Origin of the sequence: Microbacterium sp. CnD16-F, from assembly GCF_024124465.1 — a bacterium.
In the GTDB taxonomy this organism is placed as follows: domain Bacteria; phylum Actinomycetota; class Actinomycetes; order Actinomycetales; family Microbacteriaceae; genus Microbacterium; species Microbacterium gawkjiense.
On the sequence record NZ_JAMXSA010000051.1, the window covers coordinates 1 to 19,068 of the forward strand.

Annotated in this window: 22 protein-coding genes; 9 read left to right on the forward strand and 13 right to left on the reverse strand. The window is 70.5% G+C overall.

What is annotated here, in order from left to right; genetic code table 11:
• The first annotated feature begins 180 nt into the window (after window positions 1-180).
• Window positions 181-1,350 (forward strand): hypothetical protein, encoded by a 1,170-nt coding sequence (locus tag NH287_RS12225; RefSeq protein ID WP_253035846.1) that lies wholly within the window; start codon window positions 181-183, stop codon window positions 1,348-1,350.
• A gap of 757 nt (window positions 1,351-2,107) precedes the next feature.
• On the opposite strand, the gene NH287_RS12230 is transcribed toward NH287_RS12225, so the two are convergent.
• Window positions 2,108-2,254 carry a recombinase family protein gene (locus NH287_RS12230; RefSeq protein ID WP_253035847.1) on the reverse strand — a complete coding sequence of 49 codons (147 nt, stop codon included), beginning with the start codon at window positions 2,252-2,254 and terminating at the stop codon, window positions 2,108-2,110.
• A 685-nt stretch (window positions 2,255-2,939) separates the two neighbouring features.
• On the opposite strand from NH287_RS12230, the gene NH287_RS15400 reads away from it, so the two are divergent.
• Window positions 2,940-3,560, forward strand: a complete 621-nt coding sequence (locus NH287_RS15400; RefSeq protein ID WP_253035848.1) for a CPBP family intramembrane glutamic endopeptidase — start codon at window positions 2,940-2,942, stop codon at window positions 3,558-3,560.
• A gap of 5 nt (window positions 3,561-3,565) precedes the next feature.
• On the opposite strand, the gene NH287_RS12240 is transcribed toward NH287_RS15400, so the two are convergent.
• Complete coding sequence (locus NH287_RS12240; protein WP_253035849.1) at window positions 3,566-3,802, reverse strand: hypothetical protein; 237 nt, start codon at window positions 3,800-3,802, stop codon at window positions 3,566-3,568.
• A 125-nt stretch (window positions 3,803-3,927) separates the two neighbouring features.
• Here NH287_RS12240 and NH287_RS12245 point away from each other — a divergent pair, with 125 nt between their 5' ends.
• Window positions 3,928-4,485, forward strand: coding sequence for a TetR/AcrR family transcriptional regulator (locus tag NH287_RS12245; protein WP_253035850.1), 558 nt, complete (start codon window positions 3,928-3,930; stop codon window positions 4,483-4,485).
• A complete protein-coding gene (locus NH287_RS12250) occupies window positions 4,482-5,603 on the forward strand; it encodes a GDSL-type esterase/lipase family protein (protein ID WP_253035851.1) in 1,122 nt (373 codons plus the stop codon). The genes NH287_RS12245 and NH287_RS12250 overlap by 4 nt, the downstream gene beginning before the upstream one ends.
• Window positions 5,604-5,814: 211 nt before the next feature.
• Here the strand turns inward: NH287_RS12250 and NH287_RS12255 are convergent, their stop codons facing one another.
• Genes NH287_RS12255 through NH287_RS12275 form a run of 5 tightly spaced genes read right to left on the reverse strand, consistent with a single transcriptional unit; the run spans window position 5,815 to window position 8,487 of the window.
• Entirely contained in the window at window positions 5,815-6,204 is a 390-nt protein-coding gene (locus NH287_RS12255; protein ID WP_253035852.1) for a VOC family protein, read from the reverse strand.
• Window positions 6,201-6,479: a helix-turn-helix transcriptional regulator gene (locus tag NH287_RS12260; RefSeq protein ID WP_253035853.1), complete on the reverse strand. Its 279-nt coding sequence runs from the start codon at window positions 6,477-6,479 to the stop codon at window positions 6,201-6,203. The genes NH287_RS12255 and NH287_RS12260 overlap by 4 nt, the downstream gene beginning before the upstream one ends.
• A gap of 32 nt (window positions 6,480-6,511) precedes the next feature.
• Entirely contained in the window at window positions 6,512-7,411 is a 900-nt protein-coding gene (locus tag NH287_RS12265) for a hypothetical protein (RefSeq protein WP_253035854.1), read from the reverse strand.
• A 19-nt stretch (window positions 7,412-7,430) separates the two neighbouring features.
• A complete protein-coding gene (locus NH287_RS12270) occupies window positions 7,431-7,967 on the reverse strand; it encodes a hypothetical protein (RefSeq protein ID WP_253035855.1) in 537 nt (178 codons plus the stop codon).
• Between the two features lie 55 nt (window positions 7,968-8,022).
• Window positions 8,023-8,487, reverse strand: coding sequence for a hypothetical protein (locus NH287_RS12275; RefSeq protein ID WP_253035856.1), 465 nt, complete (start codon window positions 8,485-8,487; stop codon window positions 8,023-8,025).
• 190 nt (window positions 8,488-8,677) lie between these two features.
• On the opposite strand from NH287_RS12275, the gene NH287_RS12280 reads away from it, so the two are divergent.
• Complete coding sequence (locus NH287_RS12280; RefSeq protein ID WP_217532342.1) at window positions 8,678-8,959, forward strand: iron-sulfur cluster assembly accessory protein; 282 nt, start codon at window positions 8,678-8,680, stop codon at window positions 8,957-8,959.
• 62 nt (window positions 8,960-9,021) lie between these two features.
• On the opposite strand, the gene NH287_RS12285 is transcribed toward NH287_RS12280, so the two are convergent.
• Both NH287_RS12285 and NH287_RS12290 read right to left on the reverse strand, forming a co-directional pair.
• Complete coding sequence (locus tag NH287_RS12285) at window positions 9,022-9,288, reverse strand: hypothetical protein (protein WP_253035857.1); 267 nt, start codon at window positions 9,286-9,288, stop codon at window positions 9,022-9,024.
• 125 nt (window positions 9,289-9,413) lie between these two features.
• Window positions 9,414-9,698: a hypothetical protein gene (locus tag NH287_RS12290; RefSeq protein ID WP_064001545.1), complete on the reverse strand. Its 285-nt coding sequence runs from the start codon at window positions 9,696-9,698 to the stop codon at window positions 9,414-9,416.
• 102 nt (window positions 9,699-9,800) lie between these two features.
• On the opposite strand from NH287_RS12290, the gene NH287_RS12295 reads away from it, so the two are divergent.
• Window positions 9,801-10,112, forward strand: a complete 312-nt coding sequence (locus tag NH287_RS12295) for a hypothetical protein (protein ID WP_253035858.1) — start codon at window positions 9,801-9,803, stop codon at window positions 10,110-10,112.
• 9 nt (window positions 10,113-10,121) lie between these two features.
• Window positions 10,122-10,334 carry a hypothetical protein gene (locus NH287_RS12300; protein WP_253035859.1) on the forward strand — a complete coding sequence of 71 codons (213 nt, stop codon included), beginning with the start codon at window positions 10,122-10,124 and terminating at the stop codon, window positions 10,332-10,334.
• Between the two features lie 239 nt (window positions 10,335-10,573).
• On the opposite strand, the gene NH287_RS12305 is transcribed toward NH287_RS12300, so the two are convergent.
• Both NH287_RS12305 and NH287_RS12310 read right to left on the reverse strand, forming a co-directional pair.
• Window positions 10,574-11,956 (reverse strand): FAD-dependent oxidoreductase, encoded by a 1,383-nt coding sequence (locus tag NH287_RS12305; RefSeq protein WP_217532337.1) that lies wholly within the window; start codon window positions 11,954-11,956, stop codon window positions 10,574-10,576.
• Window positions 11,872-12,720, reverse strand: a complete 849-nt coding sequence (locus NH287_RS12310) for an MIP/aquaporin family protein (protein WP_253035860.1) — start codon at window positions 12,718-12,720, stop codon at window positions 11,872-11,874. The genes NH287_RS12305 and NH287_RS12310 overlap by 85 nt, the downstream gene beginning before the upstream one ends.
• 48 nt (window positions 12,721-12,768) lie before the next feature.
• On the opposite strand from NH287_RS12310, the gene NH287_RS12315 reads away from it, so the two are divergent.
• Window positions 12,769-13,437, forward strand: a complete 669-nt coding sequence (locus NH287_RS12315; protein ID WP_217532335.1) for a helix-turn-helix domain-containing protein — start codon at window positions 12,769-12,771, stop codon at window positions 13,435-13,437.
• Window positions 13,438-13,455: 18 nt separating this feature from the next.
• Window positions 13,456-13,857, forward strand: a complete 402-nt coding sequence (locus NH287_RS12320) for a low molecular weight phosphatase family protein (protein ID WP_253035861.1) — start codon at window positions 13,456-13,458, stop codon at window positions 13,855-13,857.
• A 198-nt stretch (window positions 13,858-14,055) separates the two neighbouring features.
• Here the strand turns inward: NH287_RS12320 and NH287_RS12325 are convergent, their stop codons facing one another.
• Both NH287_RS12325 and NH287_RS12330 read right to left on the reverse strand, forming a co-directional pair.
• The gene (locus NH287_RS12325) at window positions 14,056-17,727 is read right to left on the reverse strand and encodes an error-prone DNA polymerase (RefSeq protein ID WP_253035862.1); all 3,672 of its coding nucleotides are present in this window, start codon (window positions 17,725-17,727) and stop codon (window positions 14,056-14,058) included.
• On the reverse strand, window positions 17,727-19,068 hold a 1,342-nt coding region (locus tag NH287_RS12330; protein ID WP_253035863.1), incomplete at its 5' end, for a DNA polymerase Y family protein. The genes NH287_RS12325 and NH287_RS12330, both read right to left, overlap by 1 nt.

The window sequence follows — 19,068 nt, forward strand, 5'->3', positions numbered from 1 at the left end:
GAGGGAGTGGTCATCGGTGTGACGCCTTTCGAGTGGGATGTGAGAGTTTCCTCGAAGGAAGATCCCGGTGGCCACGCTGACGTTTACTGGCCGGGATCGTTACACCACTCTACGGGGCACTACTCCGGCGCGCCGGTTCAAGAATGCCGCTGCGCTGCGGGACGCATTGGAGGCGACCCCGTGACTACGTTCATCGAGGACAGCCCGCGTTCATTCCAGGCTGGATGGATAGGAGAGGCAGTCACAGCCGGGACAGCAACCGGCGCGGTCATCACGCCCTGGGCGTCCCCCTACATTCATCGTGGTGGCCCAGGCTTGAAGCCGGGCGTCGGGAACCGCGTGCGCGAGCTGCGGGATGCTGGAGTCCCGGTCTGGTTCGATGCGACGACCCACGCACTTCAGATGCCTGGCGTGGGTGACTATCGGTACTACTCCGAGTTCAACCTCTGGGGTGGCCCGGTGGGGGATCTCACACAAGACGCCTACCGGCGCGAACATGTTCGGCGCGTGTTCAAGCATCAGGAAGAGCTGAGTGCGCCATTCATTGCACCGGCCCCGCTGTTGCCCTCCGGACTGAACAACGTCAGCACATTGGCGCTGGAAACCGCCAAGGTCGCACTGGAGCTGCAATCCAGTGCGCGGCTGACCATCGCGGGCGTCGGTTCATTCTGGAGCGACGGTCGCGACCTGGACGCCCACATTGGCGCTCTCGCATCCCTAGATCCCTCGAGCGGGTGGTTCATTTCGTTCGTGCAGCCAGACAATGACCTACCGCCGAAGCTCACCGCCGACGAGGTCTACGGCATCTGCCGCACCGTGCGAGCGCTCAGCGAATACGCGCCCGTTCACGTCTCGCACGGCGACTTCGCCGCGCTCCCGGCTATCGCGGCCGGGGCCACTACGGTCGGAACCGGATGGGACAAGAGGCAGCGCGTCGTCGCTTTCACCGATTACGCGCGGAGGGCCGAGAGCACGGGCGTGGCGAGCTGGTACGAGCGCCCGAGCCTTGTGGGGCTGCTCGGGACGCTGGATCGAAAAGCGGATGGCGCGTTGCTTGCGCAGCAGGATGCGACCCTGACGGCACGGCTGGGCGGCGTGCCAAGCGTGCCAGGCCCGAAGCCGTCGTTTCTTCATCACGTTGCACAGCTCGATGCGGCGGTCAAGCGAGTGCAGGCGGCGGGCGCTTACCAATCGCGCTACGAAGAACTCGACACGATGTACACCGAGGCGTCCAGGAACTGGGCAGCAGTGCGCGCCGCGACTGGCCTTCCTGATCGCTCAGCAATGTGGGTGACCCCTTTCCAGCAAGGTCTAAGAATGTACGGACAGAGCGAAGGCTGGATCTTCTAGACCGTCGGATGTGGCGGCGGCGAACAGCTCCCACGCCTGAAGTCGTCGCCGGGGTGCAGCGTGACCTAGGCGCGGACGAACCACCCATCTGCCCGCGACCATTAGGCCCCCACGGTCGTGACGGACCTCGGCGACGAGAGACGCCAGGGCGCGGTCAGAGAGCTGGCCCATGACGAGGACATAACTGTCAGCCCACACACGATAGGTGCGAACTTGTCGGAGTGCGGAACGCCAGTCGTTGACCTTCGCCTCAATCGCATACAGCCGTCCGCCCGGCTCCAGCTGTGACGGACGGACGACGCGACCCGGCGAGGTCTCAGTCAGCGCTCCGCGCCTCACGAGTCCCCGCAACCGGTCGGCAACCGTGGGGAGCGGCCAGCCAAGCACGGCAGCGAGATCTTCGGCGCTGGATCCTCGCCGCACATGGGAAGCGGATAGAAGGCCTGTTTCGAACTCGGTTAGCACGGGAGCGACACCCAAGGCGTTACGGTCCCGGATGCGCCCAATGTCTCCGACGAAGGCTGTGAAGTCGGGGATACCAATCGGCCCCGCGAACTCGGGCACGACAACGAGACCCCGCGCAGCGCCGGGTAGCGCTTCAGCGGCGGCAAGCGCGTTCCGATGCAGCTCTCGCTCCCGGACCGGCTCAAACCGACGCCCCGCCCTAGGGGTGGAGGTCGAGATTTCAAGCGCGTACGTCACGGCGTTCCTCCATCTGCACAACTGTAATGGGCACCGAGGTCACAGGCACCGGGCATCATGCGATCTCCAATGCTCGCGCCGTCTCGCTCGTGACGGTGGCGCGGACGGTGGAGGCGTACCAGGTCTTACCCGTGGCTGTCCTGACGCCCTCGGCGTTGAGCGTGCGGGCGAGCGCGCCATCGTCGGCGCTTGGATCGATCATGTGTGTATTTGACTTTCGGCCCAGCCCAGGAGGTCGCTGATGACCGAGGCCGCGAATTCTTTCCACCCCATGCCTTGAGCTTGGCAGACCGATTACTTCCGGAGGGGCGTCAACGCGTCTATGTGCGCGCGAAGGCTGCCCATCATATCGGCCGCCCTTACTGGGCTAGGCAGACCTACGCCCCTCTCGAGACCTGGCCGTGCACCCATCGGCGTGACGGCTATCGAGGCTTCGGCCGCTGAGCCCGCATCGCGAATCAGCGAGCCTATCCTTCCGACCGCGCCGCGGCCGGGATGCTCACGGACGCCAGGTGCGCCGCGAGAGACCCCAACCCCGTCCTGGAGGCGGAGGAGGAGCAATTCCATGACCAATATCAGCATGCGCCGCCCCAGCACCGTCGTCCCCTGGCCCGCGGTCATCGCGTTCACCGTCATCGCGTGCGGACTCGCCTGGCTCGTCACGATCCCCCTCTGGACGGGTGACGGCCTCGCCACCCCCATCGCACCGCTGCTCCTGCCGGTGATGATGTTCACGCCGGCCGTCGCCGCACTCATCGTCACGCTGTTTCTGCGGCGCTCAGCCGGACGGCGCGCCTGGCGCATGCTCGCCCTCGTCCCGATCAAGCCGCTCGGTCGCTTCTTCGGCCTGCTCGGCGATTGCCCTGGGCATCTCGGTCCTCGTACCGGTGCTCGCAACGTTCATTGCCGCCGCGACCGGAGCGCTGCAGCTCGACCTCGTGAACTTCTCGGGCTTCGCCGCAGCCCTCCAGGCTCAGCTCGACGCCGCCGGCGCGCCGAACATCGCACTCCCGGTCGGCGTCCTCGTCGTCATTCAGCTTGTCTCCATCCCCGTCGGCGCGGTGATCAATTCGTTCCTCGCGTTCGGTGAAGAGCTCGGCTGGCGCGGCTGGTTGTTCTCCGCTCTGCGCCCGCTCGGCATCTGGCCGACACTCCTCATCACCGGAGTCATCTGGGGGCTCTGGCACTCGCCGATCATCCTGCTCGGCTACAACTTCGCCGAGCCCAACGTATTCGGCGTCGCCCTGATGGTGATGGGATGCCTCAGCTTCGGCATCTTGCTCGGCTGGCTTCGCCTGCGCTCCGGCAACGTATGGCCCGCCGTCCTCGGCCACGGCGCCTTCAACGCCGCCGCGGGCTTCGCGTTTCTCGTATCGACGCCCGACCTGCAGCCGCTTGCGGCGTCACCGCTGAGCTGGCCGGGCTGGCTCGCCTGTGCCGCCGTCATCTTGCTGCTGCTGGCGCTCGGTCAGTTCACGAAGTCCAGACTGCCTCAGACCGGCGCCTGACGCGCTCAGGCGTCCGAGGACGATCCGGCTGGCGGCTCGTCGCCCTTAGGCTTGGCACCCCAGCCCGTCTCACGCCGCAACTGCACGAAGCCGGCCGAGATCAGCACCAGCGCCACAATGATGAACAGCATCCGCACCCATGCATCCAGGCCCGGGAACAACAGGTTCGGGACTGCGCCCGCGAAGGTCGCACCGATGAAATACCAGACCACGACCGGGGTCTCGTTCTTCTGCGTCGTCACGCGGGGCTCCCTCCCTCTTCATCGACGGTAGGCGGCGAGCAACGCGGCACACCTCCCCCGCGCGGCGGAGATCGCTCGTCGATCTTGGTAGTTGCCTAAACCTAAAGGGTGTAGGTTTACTCCTCGTGCCCCGTGCGAACCTCTCCCCCGACGCCCTCACCCGGGCGGCGCTCGATCTCATCGACGCCGACGGACCGGGCGCGCTCTCGATGTCGGCGCTTGCACGCCGCGTCGGCGTGCAGACCGCCAGCCTCTACGCGCACCTCCGCGACCTCGCCGCGCTCCGCAGCGCCGTCCAAGCCGCCGTCTTCCACGAGCTCGCCGACACCATCGGCGACTCCGCCACCCTCCGCGACCTCGCGAACGCGCAGCGCACCTACGCGTTCGCCCACCCAGCGCGCTGGGCGATGATCTCGCAGCCGGTCGAACGCAACGAGATCACCGAGCCGGCGGCATCCCGCATCTCGGCGCTCGTCGTCGGATCGCTCGGCGACTACGCCCTGCCCGAGAGCGAGACCGTCCACGCGGTGCGCTTCGCGAGCGCCACCATCGCCGGTTACCTCGCCCTCGAAGCCGCTTCGTCGTTCGCGCACCGCGACGAAGCCACCGACACCTCCTGGAACCGCGCGCTCGACGCCCTCGACCGCGCCCTCCGCACCTGGACTCCGAAGGACCCCGCATGATCGACATCGCCCTCGACACCACGACCGTCCGCGGACTCGCCGAGCTCGAACCCACCACCCGCGGCCTGCGCCTGCACCGCCTGCCCGCCTGGGTCCGCACCCAGTACCCCGAGCCGCAACTGCTCGGCGTCGAGGCGCAACCCGCCGGCGCACGCGTCGCGGTGCGCACTGCGGCATCCCGCCTCGAGCTCGACCTGCACGCGACCCGCGCCACCCTGCGCGGACTCTCGCGCCCGGGCGGACGCGTCGACGTCCGCATCGACGGCGCCCTGCACGACAGCGTCGAACTCGACGGCGGCGACACCGTCGACACCGATCCGGCCACCGGCATCCGTCAGCTCGTCGAAGGACCCGTCCAGCGCATCACCGTCGACCGACTCGACCCGCGCGAGAAGCTCGTCGAGCTCTGGCTGCCGCACAACGAGACGATCGAACTGCTCGCGCTGCGCGCCGACGCGCCCGCCTCGCCCGACACGTCCGAGCGGCCGCGCTGGGTGCACCACGGCAGCTCGATCAGCCAGGGGTCCAACGCGACGCAGCCGAGCTCCACCTGGGTCTCGCTCGCCGCTCGGCGTGCCGGACTCGACCTGCGCAACCTCGGCGTCGGCGGCAGCGCGCAGGTCGACCCGTTCATGGCGCGCGTCATCCGCGACACTCCCGCCGACGTCATCAGCGTCGCGCTCGGCATCAACGTCGTGAACGCTGACGCGATGCGTCTGCGCGCGTTCGTCCCGGCGATCCACGGCTTCCTCGACACGATCCGCGACGGCCACCCCGACACGCCCCTGCACCTCATCACGCCGATCTGGTGCGGCATCCACGAGGACACTCCCGGCCCCGGCATCATCGAGCCCGAGTCCTTCGCCACCGGCACCCTGCTCTTCGGCGCGGTGGGCACCCACGGCGACACCGCCGGCGGACGCCTCACGCTCCGCGTCATCCGCGAGGCCCTCGCCGACGTGCACGCCCACCGCGACGACCCGAACCTGCACCTCGTCGACGGACTCGCCCTCTACGGCGAAGCGGATGCCGCCACCCACCCGCTCCCCGACCGCCTCCACCCGAGCCCCGAGGCGCACCGCCTCATCGGCGAGCGGTTCGCGGCTATCGCGTTCTGAGCGGGCCGCTGAGCCGGCCCCCGTTCGGCGCCGAATCACCACTCGCGTGCCGAGTCACCACGGGAATGCGCCCGCCTCGATGGTGATTCGGCAGTCGGGTGGTGATTCGGCGCAGGATGCCCCCGCCCGAACGCTCTCCGAACCCCGCAGGACGCCGCGACCCGCCCGCCGCCTGGACCCGGACGCCACCCCGACCCGGACGCCGCCGACCTCAGCCCTTGTACTGCGCGAGCTGCAGCAGGTTGCCGACGGTGTCGCTGAACACCGCGGTCACGACCGGCCCGTGATCGATCGGCGCCTGCGTGAACTCGACGCCCAGCCCCTGCAGCCGGTCGTACTCGGCCGCGACGTCGTCGACACCGAGGACGAGGAACGGGATGCCGTCCTCGAGCAGCGCGTCGGTGAACGGCACCACCGCGGGGTGCCCCTTCGGCTCGAGCGACAGCTGCGTGCCCTCGGGCGCGGCGGGGTCGACGACGGTCAGCCAGCGGAACTCCCCCATCGGGACGTCGGCGGCGACCGTGAAACCGAGCTTCTCGGTGTAGAACTCGAGCGCGCGCTGCTGGTCGTCGACGAACACGCTGACGGTCTGGATCTTCATGATTCTCCTGACGGAGGGGGCCAGCGTTCCGCGATCTGCGCGAGCGGCCGGGTGTCGATGGTGTGGAACTTGAACTTGCCGCGACGCTCGCTGTGCACGAGCCCCGCCTCTTCGAGGACGGCGAGGTGCTGCGAAACCGCCTGCCGAGTCGGCGTCACACCCCGCTCGGCGAGACGGACGCACAGCTCGAACAGCGTCTGCTCGTCACGCTCGACGAGGTCGTCGAGGATCATCCGACGCGTCTCGTCGGCGAGTGCCTTGTAGACGTCGCCCATGCCGCGAGTATAGGCAAGTTACTACTTGCCTATCAAGACCCCACCGGATAGTCGACGTACGCGAACCGCGACCCGTCCGGGGTCCAACTGTTCACGTTGATCGTCCCCTGACCGCCGAAGACCGTCGCGACGGTCTCGGGATGCCGCCAGTGACCGTTCCGCACGAGGCGCAGCTCGACCTCGAGGTCGGCCGGGTGCCCCTGCGTCCCCGGCGGGAAGCTGATGTAGACCGCATCCCGGCCCGTTGGCGACGGGTGCGGAAACCAGTTCACGCGGTCGTCGAACGTCAGCTGCTCGAGCTGCGACCGGTCGCGGTGCATCCGAGCGATCTGGGCGTGCCCCGGCGTCTCCGAGAACTGTTCGGTGTTCAGGTAGATCCACGATCCGTCCGGCGCCCACTCGCTGCCGTCGGCGACCTCGCCCGTCGTGAGCACCTCATCATCCGACCCGTCGATCCGGGCCGTGCGCAGGTCAGCCGACAGCACCCGCCCGTCGTCGATCGACAGCGCCGTGTACGCGATCCACGCGGCATCCGGGCTCACCCCGTGCAGGAAGTGCATGAACGGGTCGTTCGGGTCCGTGATTCGCACGCCCTCTCCCCCGGCGCGCGGCGCACGGTAGATCTGGCCGTCGTTGGCCGACAGCAGGATGTCGGATGTCCCCGGCACCAGCGCGTGGTCGTTGTTGATGGGCGGGATGCCGGTGAGCGGCACTTCGCTGAGGTCGCCGGCGTCGGCATCCGCTTCGAGCGACCACAGCTTTCCCGCGCCGTTCAACAGCAGACCCTCCGGCGCCCAGTTCGGCGCCTCGAGCAGGATCTCGTCGGTCTCGAACACGATGCGGTCCGTGCCCGTGACGACGTCGTACACGTGCACGCGGCAGCGCTGCCCGTCGAGGGCGAAGTCGCGCGGCGGAAAAACGGTGATGGCCATGCCTCACCGTATCCGGCGGTCAGCGGTCCTCGTCGAACCCCTCGTTCTCGGTGCGCATCTGCTCTATATGCGCTTTCGTGAGCTGATCCTTCGGCGTCTGCTGCACGACCGACCACTCGGGGTCGTCGGCGGAGCCTCCGAGGACGCACTCCTGGTAGTACTGCCCGAACTCGTTCTCGGCGAGGATCGTCACGTACCACTGCGGGTCGATCGTCCGCTCGTACACCGTCGGATCCCCGACCTGCGTGTCGCCCGCACCCAAACCGTTCCGCTGCTCGGCGGCGCACAACTCTCCCGCCTGCGCGGCGCTCATGCTGGCGGCATCCGGGTCGGTGCCGGTCGGCGGCTCGACGGGACGCGTCGCCGGCGGACCGTTCGGCGTCGGGGTCGCGCTCGGCGACGGCGATGCGGAGGGCGTTACCGACGGGGACGGCGCCGACCCGGTCGGCGCCGGAGACGACACGGATGCCGTGGGTGTCGGCACCGGCTCGGGGGCGCACCCCGCGAGCAGCAGCACCGCGACGGCGGCGAGCGCACCGGTACACGCGCCGACCATCGGCATCCTCATCCGCCCCATCGTTGCCTCCCCGAGAGATCGCGGCTCCAGTGTCTCACCGGAGGTCGTCGGGGGTCTGATTCTCCTCGCGCGCGTTGAACCAGCCGAGCCACCCCGTCTCGGTCTGGACGACCTCGTACGGCTCGCATGCGAACACCTCCGTCGGCAGCGGCTCGCCGAGCTCGCCGTAACGGTCATCGAACGGCAGCGCCAGACGCTCCTTCTGCTCGCAGCCCTCCGGAGCGCTACCGCCCTCGACGGCGATGACGGAATTGGTCTCGTCGTTCGTGGCGGTGTTCTTGATCTTCGTGGCATCCGCCGGGATCCACTCCGGCATGGCGACCCCGACCCAGCCCTTCTCAGCGGCCGCGCGGTCGTCGAACTCCTCCGAGTGCACCTTCTCGAGCACGTCCATCGGGTTGCAGGCGGCGAGAGTCAGTGCGAGGAGCGGTGCGACGAGGCCGGCAGCGGCGGCGAGACGAAGACGACGGGACGACGAGGATGCAGTGAGGTGAGTCATGACTCCAGCCAAGCCGCTAGCCCGCCGCGGGGAATCGGCCCGCGTGATGATCCGCGTACGCCGGGCGGATGATCCCGCGAACCTCCGTAAACCGTGTGAGTGCCGGGGCAAGGTGTGTCAGCGGTTGCAGGACGAGCCGATTCTCGGAATCGTGGCCGGCTCACGCCCGCAATCCACGGAAGGGAGCATCATGCTCACTCTCACCGAGAACGCCAGCAGTGCCGTCAAGAACCTCGCCTCGCAGATCCCCACCGAGACCGGTGGACTCCGCATCGCCGAGGCCGCCGACCCGCAGAACGGGTACGCCCTCTCCCTCGCCCCGGCCCCCGCCGAGGGCGACACCGTCGTCGAGAGCGACGGCGCGCGCGTGTTCGTCGACCCGGCCGCCGCGGTCGCGCTCGACGACCGCATCCTCGACGCCCGCGTGCAAGAGGACGGCGCCGTCGGCTTCGCCCTCGCGCAGGCCGTCTGAGCCAGAACTTCCCGAGAGCCCCGGACCGATCGGTTCGGGGCTCTCGTGCGTCAGGGCCGGGGTCAGAACGAGGCGCCGATGCGCTTGCGGAGTCTCCGCAGATCCACGGATGCCGGGATCGTCCATTCCCCGGCGCCGCCGTCGAACTCGACGCGCACCACGTGCGCGCGCTGGTCGATGTCGTCGAGATAGGAGATCCGCAGCGCCTGCGATGAGACCGCGACGCCCGTCAGCTCGAGCTCGCCGAGCGTGATGGTGCGGTGATCGACGATCGCTTCCGCCGAGATCTCCTCGCCGCGCGCCATCCCGTCCGCCGCGCCGTCGATCAACCGGAAGCGACCGTGATGAAGCGCGGGCCCCGGAGAGCCTCGCGCACTCCCACGACCGCCTCGCCGACGAACTCGAGCACATCAGCCAGCATCCGCCGATCCTCGCACCGATCGGCGTCAGCTCGTCACGCCATGCGGTCGACGCGCGCTTTCGCCTTCGCCGGGCGGGCGATCGCCTGCACACTCGCGACGATGCAGGCGCCGCTCGTCGCGAGGAGCACGACGGCTCCGATCAGCATCAGGACACCCAGCACGATCACGGGCATCGGGTTGGTGATGAACAGCACCCCGAGGATCGCGAAGCCCGCCGCGACGACGAGGAACACGAGGCTGATGAAGATCGCGATGAACGCGCCCGAGCCCATCTGCTTCCGCTGCATCGCTGCGTTCCGTTGTGCCTGGTTCGACATGGTGGCCTCCGACCCTCGATCGTCCCCTCACGGTACGGGCGCGGGCCGACGCGATCCCAGGGGTTGCAATCTCGGCAGGAACACTCCTGAGGTGATGGACGCGTGCGCCCCTCCCGTCTCCCCCGCGTCGCTCGCGGCGGAGTCGCGGCATCCGTCGCCACGTGGGCCGCACCGCTCTCGCACGTCGCCGCCGGCGGCACCATGCCGGGGTGGCTCGGCGTCGCCGTACCGCTCGTGCTCTCGGTCGCCGTCTGCACCGCCCTCGCGGGACGCCACCTGTCGCTCGTCCGGCTCGCCGTCGCGGTGACCGCGAGTCAGCTGCTCTTCCACACGGGCACGATGTTCGGCCTCGCCAACCAGATCGTCATGCTGCTGCTGGCCGTCGGCATCGCCGGCATGGTGCTGCTCGGCTAAGTGATGTGGGTGAAGCGCCGCCCGACCAAGACCGCACGGGTCGGGATGCCGCCCCGCCGCGGTGTGCTCGACGGCGCCCCCTGGTGGGGCGTCACCGCCGTCGTCGTCGGCGGGGTGCTGATCGGTCTCGCGCTGCCGCTCGTCGGCTGGACGCTCGCCGCGTTCGTCGTGGTCGACGTCACGGTCGACGCGGTGCAGCGGCGGCGCGCGGCGACTCGCTGAGCTGCGCCGGGTTGCCCTCCCCCTCGCCGAAGCGCACCGGGCTGCCCTCCTCCTCGCCGAAGCGCACCGCGCTGCCTCCTCGTCGCCCAGTCACCACCCCGCTGCCGAATCACCACCCCGCTGCCGAATCACCACTCGACTGTGCGCCATCGTGTGGTGATTCGGCACGCGGGTGGTGATTCGGCGGCGGAAGCCCGGACCGCCGGGGCCCTCGCGCGCACGCGCGCCTCGCGGCCGGGTCAGACGGCGAGCGCGGCGCGCGCCCGGGCCTCCCAGGCCTGGGTGGCCATCTGCACGGCGTCCCACGGCGACCCGAGCGGCGGCGTGTAGGACAGGTCGAGCTCGCTCATCGCCGCGACGCTCATCCCGTGATGCAGCGCGGTCGCGTACGTGTCGACGCGCTTGGAGATCTCGGCTCCGCGCGTCCCGACCAGCTGCGCACCGAGCAGGCGACCGTCGCGCTCGTCGCCGGTGATCCGCATGCTGATGGGCGTGGCGCCGGGGTAGTACCGCTTGTGATCGTCCGCGACGGCGGTGTGGCTGAGCGGCCGATACCCTGCGACGGACGCCTCGGCATCCCGCAGTCCCGTCCGTGCCGCGACGAGGTCGAACACCTTCACGACCTGGGTGCCGAGGCTGCCCGCGAACCTCGCGTCACCGCCGATCGCGTTCTCGCCCGCGACGCGCCCCTGTTTGTGCGAGGTGGTTCCGAGCGGAAGGTAGGTCACGCCGAGCAGCCGGTGGTGCGTCACGACCCCGTCGCCGGCCGCCCAGACGTGCGGCAGGCCGGTCCGCATCCGCTCGTCGACGACGACCGCGCCGCCCGCACCGGTCGTCGCACCCGCATTCGTCAGCAGGTCGGTGTTCGGCCGGACCCCCACGACCACGAGCACGAGGTCGGCGGCGTGGCTCACCGGCGCGCCGTGCCGCGAGCCGGTCACCGAGAGGCGCGTCCCGTCCCGGTGCACGGCCTCGATGCGTGTGTCGGTGTGCACGTCGACGCCGTGGCGCGTCAGCTCGTCGCGCACGAGGGCACCGAGTTCAGGGTCGAGCGTCGAGAGCACCTCGGGCCCGCGCTGCAGCTGGGTGACCCTCAGCCCTCGGGCGGTCAACGCCTCGGCCATCTCGAGCCCGACGTAGCCCGCGCCGACGATCATCGCCGACTCGGGCTCGTGCTCGTCGAGGTAGCGCTCGAGAGCGAACGTGTCGCCCATGGAGTGGAGCAGGTGCACCCCGTCCTCCGGCCCGAGCTCCTCGAGCCCGGCGATACCTGCCGTCGACGGCGAGGCCCCCGTCCCCACCATGAGGGCGTCGTACGGGATCGCGGACTCGGTGCCGTCGGCATCGCGCACCGTGAGCCGGCGCCCGTCGACGTCGATCGCGGTGGCGAGAGTGTCGAGCCGCAGGTTCATGCCCGTGGCCTCGAGGTCGGCGTGGGTGCGGTGCGCGAGGGACTGCCACGGCTGCACCTCCCTCGAGAAGTAGTACGGGATGCCGCAGATCGAGAAGTTCGGGTAGGCGTCGGCGACGACGACGGTCACCTCGACGGAGGGGTCGAGTTCGCGGGCGCGCAGCGCGGTGGAGATACCGGCGTCGCTTCCTCCGATGGCGACAAGGTGCATGGGATGCCTCTCAGGGGGGTGGTCTCGGGTCGGGTGGGGACGACGACGTCGCCCGCGGCGTCACGGGCGGACGGGTAGAGCGCGAGCAGCAGGCCGACACCGACGGCGGCGCCGACCACCTGCGCGAGCACGAACGGAGCGACGGATGCCGGGGCGATCCCGGCGAACGTGTCGGTGAACATACGCGCCACGGTCACGGCGGGGTTGGCGAACGAGGTGGAGCTCGTGAACCAGTAGGCGGCGCCGATGTAGGCGCCGACGGCCGCCGCCATCACCGCAGGGGTCGACGTCCGCGCGAGCGCGAAGATGAGCAGCACGAGTCCGGCCGTGGCGACCACCTCCGCCACGAGGTGCCCACCCGTGGCCCGCTCGTTGCCCGAGAAGGCGGGAGCGGCATCGAACATGACGCTCGCGAGGAGCGTGCCGCCGACGCCACCGGTGATCTGCGCCGCCACGTAAGGCCCGGCCTCACGGAAGGGAAGCCCGGTGCGCGAGCGACGCCCGACGAACCAGTCGGCGAGGCTGACGACCGGGTTGAAATGCGCACCCGACACCGGACCGAGCATGAGGATCAGGACAGCGAGAGCCAGAGCGGTCGTGAGGCTGTTCTCGAGCAGCTGCAGGCCGACGTCGTCGGGCGAGAGACGCTGCGCCGCGACACCCGACCCGACGACGACGGCGACGAGCAGAGCGGTGCCGAGGAACTCCGCGAGGAGTCGTCGCGGCAGAGCGGGACGGCGGTGGAGCGATGAGGGGGCTTCCATGACGTCCTCATCTTGACCGAGATGGATGATTCAGTCAATATTGAGTCAATGAACGCTGAGCAAGATTTGGTGCACCGGGCGGCTCGCCACGCCGCGCTGGGAGACCCGTCGCGCCTGCGCATCGTCGATCTGCTGACGCTGAGCGATCTGTCGCCGACCGAGATCGCCGTCGCGCTAGGGATGCCGTCCAACCTCGTGGCGCACCACCTGCGCACGCTCGAGTCGGTCGGGATGGTGACGCGCTCACGCTCGGAGGGCGACCGCCGCCGCAATTACGTCCGGCTGACCGAGACGGCACTTGCCGACCTGACGCCCGGACGCACCGCTCGCGCGCGCAGAGTCGTGTTCGTGTGCACCGCGAACTCGGCCCGCTCGCAGCTCGCCGCGGCCATCTGGACGGCGCGCAGCAGCATCCCGGCGGCGTCCGGCGGCACGCATCCTGCCGAGCACATCGCTCCCGGGGCGGTGTCGGCCGCCGAGCGGCACGACCTCCCGCTGGGAGACGCTCCCCCGCAGGCCCTCGACGCCGTCCTCGGGGACTCGGACTTCGTCATCACCGTGTGCGACAACGCGCACGAAGAGCTCCAGGTCCCGGGCGACCTCCACTGGTCCATCCCCGACCCCGTGCGCATCGGGACGGACGACGCCTTCGACCACGCCTACGACGAACTCGAGCGGCGCATCGCCGAACTCGCCCCCCGGCTCGCCGCGAGCTGACCCGACCCGAAAGACACCATGAGCGACACCCGCATCCCCACCGTCCTGTTCATCTGCCAGCACAACGCCGGACGATCCCAGCTCGGCGCCGCCCTCCTCGAGACACTCGCCGACGACAGGTTCGCTGCGACCTCGGCGGGACTCTCCCCCGCCGACGAAGTGAACGACGCCGTCGCCGCCTCGCTCGCCGAAATCGGCGTCGACATCTCGGCGCGCGTGCCGCGGTCGGTCACACCCACCGACCTCGACAAGGCCGACGTCGTCGTCCTCATGAAGCCCGGCCTGACGCTGCCGGCCGATCCGCGGGGAGAAGTCCTGGAGTGGTCCTTCCCGAATCCCGAGTCGTGGGACGTCGACGCGGTCCGCCCGCTCCGCGAGGCGGTGGCGGAGCGAATCCGGGCCGAGCTGCTGTCCCGCTAGCCCCCTCGCCGAGTCACCACTCGCGCGCCGAATCACCCCCCGAATCCGCGCCTTCGGGTGGTGTCTCGGCACGCGGATGGTGATTCGGCGGATGCGCGACGCGCGCGTTGGGCGGGCGATGCGCGCGACGCGCGCGTTGGGCGGGCGACGGGCGCGACGCGCGCGTTGGGCGGGCGACCGGCGGGCACCGGGCAGGGCTCACCGGAAGTCCCGGGACCGGTGCTGCACCCCGACCCGCAGGTCCTCGAACGCGTCGGCCACGAGGTTCGTCACGCCCTCGGGTGAACGCTCGAGCATGCCGCGCGCGATGAGGGCGGGACTGTCGCGCAGGATGCGGCGGTACCTGTTCCACACCCCGACCGAGCAGATCACGTTCATGACGCCGTGCTCGTCCTCGAGGTTGAGGAAGGTGATGCCGGATGCCGTCGCCGGCCGCTGCCGGTGCGTCACCAGACCCGCGACCTCGATGCGCCGACCGACCTCGTGCTCGCGCATGCCGCGTGAGGTGATCACCCCGCGCGCGTCGAGCTGCGACCGGTAGTGGGTCAGCGGATGGTCGTCGGCCGACACGCCCGTCGCCCACAGATCCGCGGCGAGCACGTCGTAGCTCGACTGGTCGGGGAACAGCGGCGGCTGCACCGACACGAGCGATCCCTCGAGGAACTCCTGCCGGTCCTGCGCGGCATCCCCCGCCAGCCAGATGCCCTCGCGCCGCGTGATCCCGAGGCTTTCGAACGCACCCGCCGTCGCGAGCGCCTCGAGCTGCGCCGCCGTCGCGCCGGTGCGACGCACAAGGTCACGCAGGTCACGGTACGGACCGGATGCCTCGCGTTCCGCCACGATCTTCGTCGCCAACGGCACGCCGATGCCCGTGATGGAGGCGAGCCCCAGCCGCACCGCGAAGTTGCCGTCCCGCCGATGCGCCGCCGAGTCGTCCGGCAGCGACCGGTCGAACTCCGGCACCGGCGGCTGGATGCGGTCGGCGCACGAGTCCCGGCCCGTCGGCGGGCGGCGGTGCCCGGCATCGGAGCCGTCGCCCGGGCCGGCACCCCCGGCATCCCGCCCTTCGAAATCCCGGCCCTCCAGCGGAGATCTGCGCTCCCGAGGAGGAATCCCGCTCGAAACGTCCTCGTGACGGCCGATCTCCGCGGCACGGCCGACGTCCTCGTGACGGCCGACCTCCGCGGCACGGCCGACCTCCGCGGCACGGCCGATCTCCGCGGCAAGGCCGACCTCCGCGGCACGGCCGATCCCCGCGCGACGGCCGACCTCCGCCCCAGCCTCGCCCCCGTCCACCGGCTCGAGCCCCGCGTCCACCCCCGACGCGTGCAGGTCCGGACGGCGCACCTCCACCCCGTGCCGGCGGGCGTCGGCGGTGAGGGTCGCGGGCGAGTAGAAGCCCATCGGCTGCGCGCGAAGCAACGCGGCGAGGAACGCCGCCGGATAGTGCAGCTTCAGCCACGACGACGCGTACACGAGCAGCCCGAACGACAGCGAGTGGCTCTCGGCGAAACCGAAGTTCGCGAACGCCTGGATCTTCACGTAGATGTCGTCGGCGGCTTTGCCGGTCAGGCCGTTGCGCGCCATCCCCTCGTACAGCTTCTTCTTCAGCGAGTCGATCCGCTCGATCCCGCGCTTGGATCCCATCGCGCGGCGCAGCAGGTCGGCATCCTCCCCCGAGAGGTCACCGATCGCCATGCCCATCTGCATGAGCTGCTCCTGGAACACCGGGATGCCGAGCGTCCGCTCCAGCACAGGCTTCAGCTTCGGGTGCGCGTAGGTGATCGGCTCGTCGCCGAGCTTGCGCCGCACGAACGGGTGCACCGCCCCACCCTGGATCGGCCCCGGCCGGATGAGCGCGATCTCGACCACGAGGTCGTAGAACTTCCGCGGCTGCAGGCGGGGCAGCAGTCCCATCTGCGCACGCGACTCGACCTGGAACACCCCGATCGAGTCGGCGCGGCACAGCATGTCGTAGACCGCCGCTTCCTCCTTCGGCATCGCGTCGAGGTCCCACTGCTCCCCCGTCGCCGCCGCGATCATGTCGAAGCAGTACTGCAGGGCGGCGAGCATCCCGAGCCCCAGCAGGTCGAACTTCACGAGCCCCATCCACGCGGCGTCGTCCTTGTCCCACTGGATGACGGTGCGGTTCTCCATGCGCGCGTGTTCGATCGGCACGACCTCACCGACCGGACGATCCGTCAGCACCATCCCGCCCGAGTGGATGCCGAGATGCCGCGGCGCCTTCAACAGCTCCCCCGCATACTCGATCACCCGCTCCGGGATGTCATGGTCGGGCGGGGTGTCGAGCACTGCCCCCCAGCGCTCGACCTGCTTCGACCAGGCATCCTGCTGGCCGGGCGAATGCCCCAGCGCCTTCGCCATGTCGCGGACCGCGTTCTTCGGCCGGTACTGGATGACGTTCGCGACCTGCGCCGCCCGCTCGCGCCCGTACGTCTCGTAGACCCACTGGATGATCTCCTCGCGCCGATCCGAGTCGAAGTCGACGTCGATGTCGGGCTCCTCGTCGCGCAGCGCCGACAGGAACCGTTCGAACGGCAGATCGTAGAAGATCGAGTCGATCGCCGTGATGTCGAGCAGGTAGCAGACGGCACTGTTCGCGGCGGACCCCCGTCCTTGACACAGGATGCCGCGACGCCGCGCCTCTTGCACGATGCCGTGCACGATGAGGAAGTACCCCGGGAAGTCCTTCTGCTCGATGACGCCGAGTTCCTTCTCGATGCGCGCACGGTTCGCGTCGGTGGCATCCGGGTACTTGCGGGGAACCGCCTTCCATACGAGGTGCCGCAACCACGTCATCGGCGTGTGCCCCTCGGGCACCTGCATCTTCGGCAGCGCCGGCTTGGCGCGCCGCAGCGGGAACGCGAGCGCGTCGGCGAGCTCGACGGTGCGCTCGACCGCCCCCGGATACCGCCGGAACCGCCGCGCCATCTCGGCTCCCGAGCGCAGGTGCGCGCTCGCGTGCGAGGGCAGCCAGCCGTCGAGCTCGTCGAGCCCGCGGTTCGCCCGCACCGCCGCGACCGCCGCCGCGAGGTGCACTTTCTCGGGCACGGCGTAGTGCACGTTGTTCGTCGCGACGACCGGCAGCCCGCGCTCGGCGGCGAGGGCGGCGAGCACGTCGTTGTCGCGCGAGTCCGTCGGCGCCCCCTGGTCGATGAGCTCGACGTCGACCCGCTCGGGCCCGAACAGGTCGACGAGCCGATCGAGCTCGTACGCCGCGGCGGCCGGCCCGTCGGCGGCGAGCGCCTGCCGGACGGCGCCCTTGCGGCATCCGGTCAACACCTGCCAGTGCCCGCCGGCCCGGTCGGCGAGGTCGTGCAGGTCGTACACCGGGCGTCCCTTCTCACCGCCCGACAGCTGCGCGTGCGTGATGGCGGCGGCGAGCCGGTGATAGCCCTCCTCGCCCCGGGCGAGCACCAGCAGGTGCGTGCCGTGCGGGTCGGGCTCGCCGTTCTGCGGACCGGGCAGCCCCAGCGACAGCTCGGCCCCGAAGACGGTCTGCAGCTGCAGGTGCTCGGCCGCCTCGGCGAAGCGGACGATGCCGTAGAACCCGTCGTGGTCGGTGATCGCGAGGGCATGCAGACCGAGGCGTTCCGCCTCTTCGACGAGGTCCTCGGGAGACGACGCCCCGTCGAGGAAGGAGAACGACGAATGCGCGTGCAGCTCGGCGTACGGCACGGCATTGCGCGGGCGCTCGATCTCGGGCGCACGGTACTTGCCGCGCTTGTGCGACCACGCCGGACTGTCGCCGCCGTCGGTGCCCGCCGGCGCGCCCTCGGGCCGGCGCCGGTCGCTGAGGATCCGCTCCATCTCCGACCACGACACCGAGGGGTTGTTACCCCAGCCCATCAGTCGTACCTGCCCTCGGCGTGCCAGACACCCTCTTCGCACACGAGCAGCCAGGCCGTCTGCGCCTCGTCGACGATCTGGAACCGGTGCGCGCGACGGGCGCGGGCGGCATCCCACCCCCGCTCCATGACGGGCCACGGTCCCGCCCACGAGGCGATGCGACGCGGATGCCGGGGCCTGCGCGCCCCCGACGCGTCCGGCGCCCCGGGGAGGATCAGCGCGACCGGTTCGGCCGTCAGCTCGCCGCGGCCGTCGACGGCGACCATGTCGTCGTCGCGGTCGATGACGGCGACCGGCACCGGCTCGGGGAACACCGTCGCCGGCAGCGGATCGGGCAGGCTCCCCGGCCACGGCCGTGCCCGCTCGGCGATGACCGCGCGGTCGCCCCACGGCACGAGCACCTGCCGCTCGGCGAGCCAGCGCCCGCCGCCGACCTGCGGGGTGACGACGCCGGTGTGCCCGAGCATCGCCTGCACGCGCGAGAGTGCCGAGTGCACGCGCTCTTCGGGACCCGAGCCGAACAGTCCCTTCACGTGATGGGATGCCGCATCCACCTTCTCGGGCGCGATCCGCACCTTCGCGACGGCGCTCTTGAGACCGCGCTCGGCGAGCTGCCAGCGCACCCGGTCGACGACGGCCGCCGCATCGAACGCCCCCGGATGCAGCCACACCCGCTCGCTGTGGTCGCCGCGGTCGCCTGTCAGCGCGACCCGGAGCTCCGTGCAGACGAGGTCGACGGCGCCGAGCCCCGAGATGAACTGCTCCGCCGCGAGCCGGATGCCGAAGGCGACCTGGTCGGCGATCTCGAGCGGCGGCTCGAAGCTCACCTCGCGCTCGAGCTCGGGCGGGGGTGTGCGCGGCTGCACGGGCTGCGAATCGAGCCCCGACGCGAGCGCATGCAACCGCGCCCCACGGGGACCGAGCCGTTCGACGAGCCGCTGCGGCGGCAGCGCGGCGAGCTGACCGAGGGTGTGGATGCCGAGACGCGCGAACAGGCTCGCGATGCCCTCGTCCTCGAGCGCCGACACCGGCAGCGGGGACAGGAACCCGGCCGCGCCCCCCGGCGGCACGATCCGCAGCGGAGTGTCGGCGCCGGTCGCCCGCGCCGCCTGCTCCGCCGTGAACGGACCGTCGCCCACGCCAGCACGTACGTCGAGCACGCCGAGCTCGGCGAGCGCGCCGGTGAGGGCCGTCGCCGCGCCCGCCTCGCCGCCGTAGAAGCGGGCCGGACCCTTCACCCGCAGCGCGCACAGCCCCGGTTCGCGCAGCTGCACCCCCGGCGCGATCTCCTCGAGCCGGGCGATGAGCGGCGCGAACGTACGGTGGTCGCGCGCGTCGTCG

Excerpts from the sequence above, each read along its gene's own strand:
- NH287_RS12230 (WP_253035847.1), bottom strand. The coding sequence starts at position 2,254 with ATGATCGATCCAAGCGCCGACGATGGCGCGCTCGCCCGCACGCTCAAC.
- NH287_RS12250 (WP_253035851.1), top strand. The coding sequence starts at position 4,482 with ATGATCGACATCGCCCTCGACACCACGACCGTCCGCGGACTCGCCGAG.
- NH287_RS12255 (WP_253035852.1), bottom strand. The coding sequence starts at position 6,204 with ATGAAGATCCAGACCGTCAGCGTGTTCGTCGACGACCAGCAGCGCGCG.
- NH287_RS12260 (WP_253035853.1), bottom strand. The coding sequence starts at position 6,479 with ATGGGCGACGTCTACAAGGCACTCGCCGACGAGACGCGTCGGATGATC.
- NH287_RS12265 (WP_253035854.1), bottom strand. The coding sequence starts at position 7,411 with ATGGCCATCACCGTTTTTCCGCCGCGCGACTTCGCCCTCGACGGGCAG.
- NH287_RS12270 (WP_253035855.1), bottom strand. The coding sequence starts at position 7,967 with ATGGTCGGCGCGTGTACCGGTGCGCTCGCCGCCGTCGCGGTGCTGCTG.
- NH287_RS12275 (WP_253035856.1), bottom strand. The coding sequence starts at position 8,487 with ATGACTCACCTCACTGCATCCTCGTCGTCCCGTCGTCTTCGTCTCGCC.
- NH287_RS12280 (WP_217532342.1), top strand. The coding sequence starts at position 8,678 with ATGCTCACTCTCACCGAGAACGCCAGCAGTGCCGTCAAGAACCTCGCC.
- NH287_RS12290 (WP_064001545.1), bottom strand. The coding sequence starts at position 9,698 with ATGTCGAACCAGGCACAACGGAACGCAGCGATGCAGCGGAAGCAGATG.
- NH287_RS12305 (WP_217532337.1), bottom strand. The coding sequence starts at position 11,956 with ATGCACCTTGTCGCCATCGGAGGAAGCGACGCCGGTATCTCCACCGCG.
- NH287_RS12310 (WP_253035860.1), bottom strand. The coding sequence starts at position 12,720 with ATGGAAGCCCCCTCATCGCTCCACCGCCGTCCCGCTCTGCCGCGACGA.
- NH287_RS12315 (WP_217532335.1), top strand. The coding sequence starts at position 12,769 with ATGAACGCTGAGCAAGATTTGGTGCACCGGGCGGCTCGCCACGCCGCG.
- NH287_RS12320 (WP_253035861.1), top strand. The coding sequence starts at position 13,456 with ATGAGCGACACCCGCATCCCCACCGTCCTGTTCATCTGCCAGCACAAC.
- NH287_RS12325 (WP_253035862.1), bottom strand. The coding sequence starts at position 17,727 with ATGGGCTGGGGTAACAACCCCTCGGTGTCGTGGTCGGAGATGGAGCGG.